Here is an 11457-nt window from a genome sequence, read left to right as displayed (position 1 = left end):
TTAGCTTGGATCTAAGCGGTAACTAATTAATTCAAAGTCAGGTGTATAAGTAAATGTACCGTAGATCATGCGATTGCCATTAATCATATATTCAAGAATATGATGATCTCCTGCAGCCATTGGTAAATCCTTCACTTTGTCCACTTCGACCCATCGCAATTTTCCTTCTTCTGACTCATCTACATTTAATCCGTCCGCATCTGTAGCAAAAAAGGTAAACATCATCCATTCAGAAAGTACTTGATCTCCATCCTTCATAATGAAAGTAAAAATCCCTTTTATGTTTGGATTCCTTAAGTAAATCCCCGTTTCTTCTCTATATTCTCTGATACAAGAGTCACGCACCGATTCACCTGGCTCCATCTTTCCGCCCGGTGCAACCCACCATCCACGGCGTGGCTTTTGTAGCAACAATACTTGATCATCTTTTAATAATACGCAGTTTGTGACCCGCTGCATCCTATTCACCTCTTACTTCGTGCCACTCATTATTAGAGAACAGATTAACCTAAATACTCTAATGAATGAAAGCATAGTATTTATCATTATATTATACTATTTTTGTCATAGCGCTACAACGATACAGGTTGAACATGATTCTTCGCCCTAAGCAAATTGCCTAGACTTCTTTATAGTAAGTGTATATCCATTATTATAATATCCAACCGGTGTGCTACATTCGATCTGTGGAAAAAAGAATTTTGCTTCGCTCTCATTTCTTTTTCTCATTCTGAGTGACGTGCAAATCTCTTTTGCTTCGCTCTCATTCGTGATTTTCATTCTGAGTGACTCGCTAACCCACTTTGCTTCGCTCTCACTTCTTTTTTTCATTCTGAGTGACGCACAAATCTCTTTTGCTTCGCCCTCATTCGTGATTTTCATTCTGAGTGATGCGCTAACCCAATTTGCTTCCCTCTCACTTCTTTTTCTCATTCTGAGTGACGCGCAATTCTCTTTTGCTTCGCTCTCATTCGGGATTTCATTCTGAGTAATGCGCAATTCACTTTTACTCCGCTCTCATTCGTGATTTTCATTTTGAGTGACGCGCATATCTTTTGCTTCGCTCTCACTTCTTTTTCTCATTCTGAGTGATGTGCAAATCTCTTTTGCTTCGCTCTCATTCGTGATTTTCATTCTGAGTGACGCACAAATCTCTTTTGCTTCGCTCTCACTCGTGATTTTCATTCTGAGTGATGCGCAATTCTCTTTTGCTTCGCTCTCATTCGTGATTTTCATTCTGAGTGATGAGCAATTCACTTTTGCTTCGCTCTCATTCGTAATTTTCATTCTGAGTGATGTGCAAATCTCTTTTGCTTCGCTCTCATTCGTGATTTTCATTCTGAGTGGCGTGCAAATCTCTTTTGCTTCGCTCTCACTCGTGATTTTCATTCTGAGTGACTCGCAATTCTCTTTTGCTTCGCTCTCATTCGTGATTTTCATTCTGAGTGACGCACAAATCTCTTTTGCTTCACTCTCACTCGTGATTTTCATTCTGAGTGGCGTGCAAATCTCTTTTGCTTCGCTCTCACTTCTATTTCTCATTCTGAGTGATGCGCAATTCACTTTTGCTTCGCTCTCATTCGTGATTTTCATTCTGAGTGATGCGCTAACCCACTTTGCTCCCCTCTCACTTCTTTTTCTCATTCTGAATGAACCTTTTCCTCATTTGCTCAAAAACCAAAAAAAAGAGCACAGGAGCTACCTGTGCTGTAAAAGGAATATATCTTTAAAAGGGGGTCAATTTCTATTATTATCATAACCGAAATTTGTTTCACCCAGGTTACAGTAGAGTTAAAACGAAATGACTTTTTGTAAATGATGAATAAAGTTGGATTATGATGCCCTTGTTCATTAATTTGTAGCTGTTTTTAGACTTTCTTCAAGCTCTTCAATATAATGCTGAGCAGCTTGAGCGGCAATGCTACCATCGCCTGTTGCGGTAACGATTTGACGCAATGTTTTTTCACGAATATCTCCAGCAGCGAAGATACCAGGGACATTCGTTTCCATTTGGTCATTGGTTACGATATAGCCTTCTTCATTCGTAATACCAAGGCTTGCAAATGGTTTCGATAGTGGATTCATTCCAATGTAAACGAACACGCCATCCGCTTTGAATTCTTTTTCTTCACCTGTTTCTGTAGATACAATCGTGACACTGCCTACTTTTCCGTCCTTATCGTTGACTTCTTTCACTGTATGGTTCCAAATGAAATCAATTTTATCATTATCAAAGGCACGTTGTTGTAAGATTTGTTGTGCACGTAATTTATCACGACGGTGAATGATGGTTACTTTACTTGCAAATCGTGTTAAGTAAACACCTTCTTCAACAGCAGAGTCGCCTCCACCAATAACTACTAGTTCTCTTTCTTTAAAGAACGCACCATCACAAACCGCACAATAAGAAACACCGCGGCCGCCTAGCTCTTTTTCACCAGGAATACCTAGTTTTTTATATTCTGCACCTGTTGTAATAATAACCGCACGTGCTTTGTATTCTTTAGATCCAGCAATGATTGTTTTATATTCCTTGCCATCGATGATTTCTTTAATATCTCCATATGCATATTCTGCACCAAATTTTTTCGCATGATCGAACATTTTTGTAGAAAGTTCAGGTCCAAGAATATGATCAAACCCTGGATAGTTTTCCACTTCTTCTGTATTCGCCATTTGTCCGCCTGGTACCCCGCGTTCAAGCATTAATGTTGATAAATTTGCACGAGATGTATATACTGCCGCGGTCATTCCTGCTGGACCTGCTCCTGCAATAATGACATCGTAAATTTTTTCTTCAGCCATCATTCCCACTCCTTTGTCTTGAAGCCTTCTGTTCTATTATGACCTTCTTGGTTTTATCCTATAAAATTTATAGGAAAACGTCCAAGTTTTTGCTCAACGAAGGTATTCATTCAATAATCGCAAATATTTTCTTAAAGTTGATGTAGAGATTCCGAAATTTTTTGCGATTGTTGCTTGTGATACAGTCTCATTTCTTAGCTTATGCCAAGAGTAAGTGATTGCACCGGCATATGCATGAGGATTTTTAATCGTCACGCCAGCTTGGGTTAACTGTAAATACGCAGAAAACCACATTAAATACAAACTTGCTTCTTTTGCCCCAACAGGTGAGTAATTTTCATAAAGCAATCCAGCTATATCATGCGCTGTAGAGGTATCTTGAGATGCCTCACCAAATTTTAGATAAGCTAAATAATCCCTCTCTAACGCAGAGAACTTCCTATTTCCTTTTAAACGGTCAGATTCTAGTAATTGTTCTTTTTTACCTGAAACTGCTGTTAAAAACAAGGCAAACAGTCGTTCTTCTGGATAGTCACTTTCTAGCCTTTGTTGAATAGAAGAAACATGATCCTCGAATCCTTGAGCACTTTTTGAGGTATCGCTCCAAGGCTCCAATCCTTCTTTTTCCGGATTTAATTCAACAGCCCTTCTCCACGCCACTTGAGCCACTGACTCTTTACCAGTATGATAGGCAGCGTATGCGAGCCAGTAGTAAAAAGACGCGTCCCCATTAAACCCTAGTTTATAGAGACGACCGAGCCATGCATATGCTTTATCATATTCCCCTATAAGTGCTAACGTTGCCCCTAATTTAAATTGATGCTCAACAGAGATTGGATGTACTTTTAATAAAGCATCCTTTAGCGCTCGCACCTCTTTAAAGTCGTTTTCGTAAAAAGCAAAAACAAGCTTATTACAAAGGGCATGCAAATTCCCCGGATTGTCTTTAAATACTTGTTTCAACACATCCGAGGCTTTATCTGTTTCGCCTAGATAAAAATAAGCTAGGGCTAGATTATTATAAGCCGACCAATATTCTGGGTACTCTTCAATGACACCATTGAGCAGTTCCACAGCTTTTGGAAAATAACCGGTCTCAAGTAACTCCCTTGCTTGTTCTTGTTTGACCATTAAGTCGTCCTGCTCATATAGATGTTCGTTTAGATCGTCATCCTCTAACGTAAGGAGCTCCAACAACTCTTCTGTATCTTCAACAAACTCGCCTTCTGGATCTAGTTCTATATATAATGTAGCATGATGGTATGCGTCTTTGAAAAAGCCTAAATGTGCATAGTTATTAGCTAAAAAATAGTGGCATTCAATCATTTCTTCATCTAATTCCTCTAATATTAATCGGAGTAGCTGATTAGAATCTTGATATTCTCCCATTTCGGCATGCACCACTGCCAACTGACAAACAATCATCGGTTCGCCTGGCTCTAAATGCATCGCACGTTGGAGGTACTTCTTCGCTCTATGAAAATCCCTGCGGTGGTAAGCTTTAATGCCTTTTGAAAAATAATACTCACCCGTAGGGATAAATGATAAAATTTTTCCTTTATTGTCTCTTGCTTTAGAGTCTTTACGCATGGAATCCTCCATAAAATATATTAACTAATTGAGTATAACATACGACTAATCGCTCGAGAAGGGGGTGACAAGATAAGGAAAAAACTAATGATAGCATGATTATCTAACTCAGCTTAAAAAATCAACACTTTCAAAAATGTGACTATTTTATGATTTTTTTATTAAGAAAGTGTAACATGCTAATAAAGCGCACGGATTTCTCGAACATCACTCTTTAATTAGCATTCATATAAATTGAACGAGAAGATAATACGAGACAGAATAAGTTTTGTATGTGCATATAATTGAGGTATATTTTGCTAATTTAAAAGTGGAGAAATACTATTTGACCGTCCTTCTTGCCCGATTAAGCTCATCTTAAAAAACCCCCAACACCAGGCGCACTCAAAAAAGACGATTTCTATTCACAGAAATCGTCCCATTCTACCAATTATGTAACTGGCTTCTTCTCTTCATGCCTTTTATTCAAGACGTTTAATACTTCGGCAAAAGGCAGTTCTTGTTCACGTAAAAGCACCATTAAATGGTAAAGTAAATCCGCAGATTCCCATTTAAGTTCTTCACGATCACGATTTTTAGCTGCAATGATTACTTCTGCAGATTCTTCACCGACTTTCTTCAATATTTTGTCGACACCACTCTCGAATAAATAGGTCGTATAAGCTCCTTCAGGACGTGCATGCTCGCGCTCAGCGATAACTTCTTCCAACCGTTTTAGAATTTGATAATCTGCAATTTCAGCTTGCTCTTCCCCCGTATAAATCGTTTCATGAAAGCAGCTAACTTCTCCTTTATGGCAGGCAACACCATTTGGTAAGACCTGTACTAAAATGGCATCCTGATCACAATCCCACTTCATTTCTACGACCTTTTGCGTGTGACCACTGGTTTCACCTTTATGCCAAAGTTCTTTGCGTGAACGGCTGAAAAACCAAGTTTCCCCTGTTTCAATCGTCTTTGCTAAAGATTCTTTATTCATGTACGCAAGCGTTAAGACTTCTTTCGTTTCACTATCTTGGATAATTGCTGGCACAAGGCCTTGATCATTAAATTGCACTTGATCAATCATCTTACATACACTCCCTTATCTTTTATATATGCCTTCACTTCTGCGACGGAAGTTTCTTTATAATGAAAAATAGAAGCAGCGAGGGCTGCATCTGCCTTACCTTCAAGGAATATATCAGAAAAATGACTAGCTCCCCCTGCACCTCCTGAAGCAATGACAGGAACAGTTACTGCCGTACTTACAGCTTTTGTTAAGGCAATATCAAAGCCTTTCTTTTCACCATCACAGTCCATGCTTGTGAGAAGAATTTCACCAGCACCTCTTCGCACAGCTTCCTTAACCCAATCAAGCACTTTCCACTCTGTTTTTACTCTTCCACCATGTGTATAAACAACCCATGTACCGCAATCTTGATCGTACTTAGCATCGACAGCGACAACCATACATTGTGCCCCAAAAAAATCAGCACCTTCTGTAATTAACTCTGGCCGATTGACAGCTGCCGTATTTAATGAGACTTTATCTGCACCCGCTCGAAGAATCTTCTTCATATCATCAAGTGTATGAATACCACCACCAACTGTAAAAGGGATGGCTAGTTCTGCCGCTACTGCTTGAACAACATCAACCATTGTTTTTCTTCCCTCATGTGAAGCAGAGATATCAAGAAATACAAGTTCATCTGCTCCTTGCTCGTCATAAAAACGTGCTAATTCCACCGGGTCACCTGCATCTCTTAATTGAACAAATTGGATACCCTTTACGACCCTTCCTTCTTTTACATCGAGACAAGGAATAATTCGTTTAGTAAGCACGAAAAGTCCCCCCTTCCAATGCTTCCTTCACAGTAAAACGCCCCTCATAGATGGCTTTACCTACAATAGCTCCAGGAATACCTGCTTGGTTAATTAATTTTAGATCAGCAAGAGAACTGACTCCACCAGAAGCGATGACCTCTTTTCCTGTCGCTTGTGCTAATTGGACAGTTGCTATAATATTCGGCCCAGATAACGTACCATCTGTAGCAATATCTGTAAAAATAAACGTTTCGCAACCGACGTCAGCGAATTGTTTGCCTACCTCAACTGCGGTTGCTTGTGATGTATTCAACCAGCCATTTGTTGCAACAAAACCGTCTTTAGCATCTAAACCAATAACAATACGCTCTTTATACTTCTTAATCATTTCAATAGCAAATTTAGGGTTTGAAATGGCTACACTGCCGATAATTACTCTTGAGACCCCAGCATCTAGATAAAAATGTATATCTTCCTCGGTCCGAATACCGCCACCAATTTGGATATTTGCATTTAACTGCTTTGCTGCTTGAATGACATAACGATCGTTCTCCGGTTTACCGGCTTTTGCTCCGTCGAGGTCCACCATATGCACCCAGCTAGCCCCATCTTCTACAAAGGTTTTTGCCATATCAAAAGGAGAGTCCCCGTATACCGTTTCCTTATCGTAGTCGCCTTGTAATAAACGAACACATTTCCCGCCCCGCATATCAATCGCAGGATAGATGGTCAGACTCATTTTAAACTCACCCCTTCTGATACAAGCACTGTAAAGTTTTCTAAGATTTTCATGCCAGTCATACTGCTTTTTTCCGGATGAAATTGAGTACCAAAGACATTATTTTTTCCAACAACTGCTGGGACACAAACATCATATAAGCTATCGGCCAAAATAATTTCATCTGTCTTTGTTGTTACATAATAAGAATGAACAAAATATGCAAACCCCTCTTCGACATCCTTTAAAATCGGTGATTGTCGTCGTAACTGTAATAAGTTCCAGCCCATATGCGGGACTTTATACATTTCACCTTGATTTGTTACACCAGGTATTTTCACAACCGTTCCAGGAAGCAATCCCAATCCACGGCATCCACCGTTTTCTTCACTTGCTTCAAACAGTAATTGCATCCCTAGGCAAATGCCTAATATTGGTTTACCACTAGCTGCATAGTCTCTGAGAACATCTGCTATACCCGTCTCATTTAAAAGTCGCATGGCATCACTAATTGCTCCAACTCCAGGGACAATCACACCATCGGCTAAAAGAATCTCATCCTTTTTATTTGTAATAAGATAAGGTTCGCCTAACCTTTCCAGTGCTTTACTGACACTGAATAAATTTCCCATTCCATAATCAATGATCGCAATCATTTATAACATCCCTTTCGTGGAAGGAATGCCTTTTATTCTTGGATCAATCGTTGTTGCTTCATCTAAGGCTCGACCTAGTGCCTTAAAGACTGCTTCAATCATATGATGGGTATTCTGACCATAGTGAACGATCACATGAAGATTCATTCTCGCCTCAAGTGCGAATTTCCATAAGAATTCATGCACTAGTTCGGTATCAAATGTACCTACCTTTTGATTAGGAAAGATAGCACGCATTTCCAAATGTGGTCGATTACTTAAGTCGACAACCACTTGTGCTAGCGCTTCATCCATCGGAACAAAGGCATTGCCGTACCTTTTAATTCCTCTTTTTTCACCAAGACTCTCTCGCAATGCCTGCCCGAGACAAATCCCTATATCCTCTGTCGTGTGGTGATCATCAATTTCGACATCGCCTTTTGCATCAATCGTTAAATCGAATTGCCCATGCTTAGCAAATAAATCAAGCATATGTGTCATAAAAGGAACACCTGTCTCCAAATCACTTGTTCCTTCTCCATCAATATTGAGTGATAGTTGAATTTCTGTTTCATTAGTCTTTCTTTTCAACTCAGCCGTTCTTGTCATTTCCCTTCTTTCCTTTCACTTTGGAGTCTTTTTTCAATCGATCTTGCATGAGCTTCTAAACCTTCTAGTCTTGCAAATGAAGCGATTTTTTCCGCATTTGCTGTAAATCTACTTTCACTGTAGTAAATAATGCTCGATTTTTTTCGAAAATCATCCACATTCAACGGGCTTGAAAATCTTGCTGTGCCGTTAGTTGGTAAGACATGATTAGGACCAGCAAAATAATCACCAACAGGCTCAGGGCTATATCTACCTAAGAATATTGCACCCGCATGGCGGATAGCTCCTAAAAGTGATAATGGATTGACTGTTAAAACCTCCAAATGTTCAGGAGCAATTGTATTAATCACTGCTATCGATTCTTCTATCGTCTCTGTCACATAAATACGACCAAATTGTTGAATCGATTGGCTGGCAATATCGTATTTTGGTAGAGTAGCTAACTGTTCTTCCACCTCGATGGCAACTTCGTTAGCGAGTTGTTCGCTATTCGTAACAAGGATGCTACAAGCCATTTCATCATGTTCTGCTTGTGATAATAAGTCTGCTGCTACTTCAGTTGGAATTGCTGAGTCATCAGCAAGAATAGCAATTTCACTTGGTCCAGCAATCATATCGATATCGACCTCACCATACACTTCTCTCTTCGCCAATGCGACGTAAATATTACCTGGGCCTGTTATTTTATCCACTGGTGCGATTGTCTCTGTACCATAGGCAAGTGCAGCTACCGCTTGAGCTCCACCTACTTTATATATATCTGTTACCCCGGCAATATTCGCTGCAACAAGGACAGCAGCTGGTATTTTTCCTGTTTTGCGCTCTACAGGAGAAACCATCACAATTCTTTCTACTCCTGCTACTTTTGCCGGCAAAACATTCATTAACACAGAAGATGGATAAGCAGCTTTCCCACCAGGCACGTATACACCAACAGAATCAAGCGGCGTTATTTTTTGTCCGAGCAAGGTGCCATCGACTTCAGTCGTCATCCATGAATTTTGCAATTGCTTCATATGATAGTTTCTTATATTTTCTGCTGCTTCTTTTATAATTGAAATGGTTTCTTTAGATAATTCTTTATAAGCTTGGTCTATTTCTGCTGCTTTCACTTGATAATCATCTAATAGAATCCCATCAAATTTTTGTGTATAACGAATGACCGCTTGATCACCTTCTTGACGTACAGCTGCTATGATTTCCTTTACTGTTTGCCTTTGTTCTTCTGTACCACCGTCTATGGAACGCTTAATAGAAAGGTCGTTTGTTACTTTTAATATGTCCACCTTTACTTAACCACCTTTTCCTGCTCGATCACTTCTGTCAGTCTCTCAACCACATCACTTATACGTGCGTCTTTCATGCGGTAACTAACCGGATTGACGATGAGCCTTGATGTAATATTGACGATGTCTTCATATTCTATTAATCCATTTTCTTTTAAGGTTCTTCCTGTAGAAACAATGTCAACAATCCGATCAGCTAAACCAATAAGCGGTGCCAATTCAATCGAACCGTTCAATTTAATAATCTCGACTTGCTCGCCTTGTTCACGGAAATACGCTGCTGCTACATTCGGGTATTTCGTAGCGATTTTCGGTGCGACATCATTCATTTGCGTATGAGGCAAGCCAGCAACTGCTAAATAGCAAGCACTAATCTGTAGATCAAGCAATTCATATACATCACGTTCTTCTTCAAGCATGACATCTTTCCCGGCTATTCCAAGATCGGCAACACCATATTCCACATATGTGGGCACATCCATCGGTTTAGCTAAAATAAAGCGGAAACACTCTTCAGGTACATCGATAATTAATTTCCGCGAATCATCGAATTCAGGAGGCAACTCGAAGCCAGCCATTCTCAACATCTCCACTGCCTCAGTAAAAATTCTTCCTTTTGGCATCGCAACTGTTAACCAATCCTTCATCGCGATCCCTCCTTCTGTTTACCAACTAAATAAGTGATATCTTCATAAAGTGCTGAACAAGCATCAATATCTTCTACGCCATTAATATCTTGCAAAACGACTTTCTTCCCTTCAAGTCGTTGCTGTTCAGCTAACATAAAAGCTTCTTTTCTTCTTTCTAAACTAAACACAATACAGGAAAGAGGTGGTTGTTCAAATGGTTTGTCTAACGATTCAAGTAAATGATCTAATCGAATGGCAAAGCCAGTTGCACTTTTGGATTTTCCAAACTTTTCTAGTAATAAATCATACCGCCCACCGCTGCCAATTGGAAAACCAACATTACCTGCATACACTTCATAAACAATACCTGTGTAATAACTCATATGACTGACTAATGTTAGGTCCAATTTTATGAGGGCATCCTGTTGATAGTCAGCTATAATTCCCCATAAGGTTTTCAATTCATTTAACGCTTCAACGCCTGCGTTGCACTCTAATAAGTCTTCTGCTTCCTTAATGACTTCTGGTCCGCCTCTTAATTTTAGAAACTGTTTTAACCTTTGTTTATCAATAGATGACAATGATAGCTGATCTACATGTACACGATAACCAACATAATTTTTCTCATAGAGGAATCGCATCAATTGCTCCACTCTTTCATCTGTACCGAGTATCTCTTGGAAAAAACTCCTTACAAAGGCAATATGACCAACGGAAATCTGGAACTGCTCCAATCCTGTTTTCATTAGAGCGGAGGATATTAATCCTAAGCACTCTCCATCCGCACTAACTGTTGGATCACCAATACATTCGACACCGATTTGCTCAAATTCTGCCGGCCTTCCACCTTCTCGCTGTTGTGCCCGAAACACATTAGCTGAATAAGCTAAACGCTGTGGCAACTTTTCCTTTAATAACTTAGACGCAGCCACACGAGCAATAGGGGCTGTCATATCTGGTCTTAGTACAAGTGTATGTCCCTCATGATCCAGCAGTTTAAACAATTGTGTATCGAGAATAGCTGAAGCTGTACCAACTGTCTCGTAATATTCCAACGTAGGAGTTTCAATAAATTGATAGCCCCAGCGTTTCATTTCATTGGCCATTGTCACCCGTACTTCTTCTTTCATCATATATAGATTAGGCAATGTATCCCTCATGCCTAAAGGCTTTTCAAACATAAATAACCGACTCAACCCGTTCACCTCATTTTTACTTTAGTTCGCTACCATGCTAATAAATTGAAGTTACTTAGTAGTGTACGCTTCTCACCTTTAAACGTCAACCCTAAACACTTAATTTTGAGAAAAATGAAAGAAATCCACAACAAAGGGATGTAATCTAAAATATTCTAATGGGGGATGTAATGATTCCGCCTG

General features: G+C 39.6%; 13 protein-coding genes. All 13 read right to left on the bottom strand.

Annotation, left to right across the window (positions count from 1 at the left end; genetic code table 11):
* Positions 1-459 carry an NUDIX hydrolase gene (locus U9M49_RS20295; protein WP_095371889.1) on the bottom strand — a complete coding sequence of 153 codons (459 nt, stop codon included), beginning with the start codon at positions 457-459 and terminating at the stop codon, positions 1-3.
* Positions 460-606: 147 nt separating this feature from the next.
* Positions 607-999 carry a hypothetical protein gene (locus tag U9M49_RS20290; RefSeq protein ID WP_322910447.1) on the bottom strand — a complete coding sequence of 131 codons (393 nt, stop codon included), beginning with the start codon at positions 997-999 and terminating at the stop codon, positions 607-609.
* Between the two features lie 18 nt (positions 1000-1017).
* On the bottom strand, positions 1018-1644 hold the full coding sequence (locus tag U9M49_RS20285) for a hypothetical protein (protein ID WP_322910446.1): 627 nt from the start codon (positions 1642-1644) through the stop codon (positions 1018-1020).
* A 207-nt stretch (positions 1645-1851) separates the two neighbouring features.
* Positions 1852-2805 (bottom strand): thioredoxin-disulfide reductase, encoded by a 954-nt coding sequence (gene trxB, locus U9M49_RS20280; protein ID WP_095371887.1) that lies wholly within the window; start codon positions 2803-2805, stop codon positions 1852-1854.
* A 93-nt stretch (positions 2806-2898) separates the two neighbouring features.
* Entirely contained in the window at positions 2899-4395 is a 1497-nt protein-coding gene (locus U9M49_RS20275) for a tetratricopeptide repeat protein (RefSeq protein WP_095371886.1), read from the bottom strand.
* A 430-nt stretch (positions 4396-4825) separates the two neighbouring features.
* The gene (hisIE, locus tag U9M49_RS20270; RefSeq protein ID WP_322910445.1) at positions 4826-5464 is read right to left on the bottom strand and encodes a bifunctional phosphoribosyl-AMP cyclohydrolase/phosphoribosyl-ATP diphosphatase HisIE; all 639 of its coding nucleotides are present in this window, start codon (positions 5462-5464) and stop codon (positions 4826-4828) included.
* Positions 5461-6219, bottom strand: coding sequence for an imidazole glycerol phosphate synthase subunit HisF (hisF, locus tag U9M49_RS20265; protein ID WP_095371884.1), 759 nt, complete (start codon positions 6217-6219; stop codon positions 5461-5463). The genes hisIE and hisF overlap by 4 nt, the downstream gene beginning before the upstream one ends.
* The gene (gene hisA / locus U9M49_RS20260; protein ID WP_307318843.1) at positions 6209-6940 is read right to left on the bottom strand and encodes a 1-(5-phosphoribosyl)-5-[(5-phosphoribosylamino)methylideneamino]imidazole-4-carboxamide isomerase; all 732 of its coding nucleotides are present in this window, start codon (positions 6938-6940) and stop codon (positions 6209-6211) included. Before hisA ends, hisF begins: the two co-directional genes overlap by 11 nt.
* The gene (gene hisH / locus U9M49_RS20255) at positions 6937-7575 is read right to left on the bottom strand and encodes an imidazole glycerol phosphate synthase subunit HisH (protein ID WP_095371882.1); all 639 of its coding nucleotides are present in this window, start codon (positions 7573-7575) and stop codon (positions 6937-6939) included. The genes hisA and hisH overlap by 4 nt, the downstream gene beginning before the upstream one ends.
* On the bottom strand, positions 7576-8163 hold the full coding sequence (gene hisB, locus U9M49_RS20250) for an imidazoleglycerol-phosphate dehydratase HisB (protein ID WP_307318848.1): 588 nt from the start codon (positions 8161-8163) through the stop codon (positions 7576-7578).
* Positions 8160-9449 (bottom strand): histidinol dehydrogenase, encoded by a 1290-nt coding sequence (hisD, locus tag U9M49_RS20245; RefSeq protein ID WP_307318851.1) that lies wholly within the window; start codon positions 9447-9449, stop codon positions 8160-8162. Before hisD ends, hisB begins: the two co-directional genes overlap by 4 nt.
* A 2-nt stretch (positions 9450-9451) precedes the next feature.
* Complete coding sequence (gene hisG, locus U9M49_RS20240) at positions 9452-10096, bottom strand: ATP phosphoribosyltransferase (RefSeq protein WP_095371879.1); 645 nt, start codon at positions 10094-10096, stop codon at positions 9452-9454.
* Positions 10093-11274 (bottom strand): ATP phosphoribosyltransferase regulatory subunit, encoded by a 1182-nt coding sequence (locus U9M49_RS20235; protein ID WP_322910444.1) that lies wholly within the window; start codon positions 11272-11274, stop codon positions 10093-10095. Before U9M49_RS20235 ends, hisG begins: the two co-directional genes overlap by 4 nt.
* Positions 11275-11457 lie beyond the last annotated feature (183 nt).

It is taken from the genome of Cytobacillus sp. OWB-43 (assembly GCF_034651445.1).
In the GTDB taxonomy this organism is placed as follows: Bacteria; Bacillota; Bacilli; order Bacillales; family Cytobacillaceae; genus Cytobacillus; species Cytobacillus kochii.
Note: the sequence above shows the minus strand (reverse complement) of the source record. Positions and strands in the feature narration are given on the sequence as shown.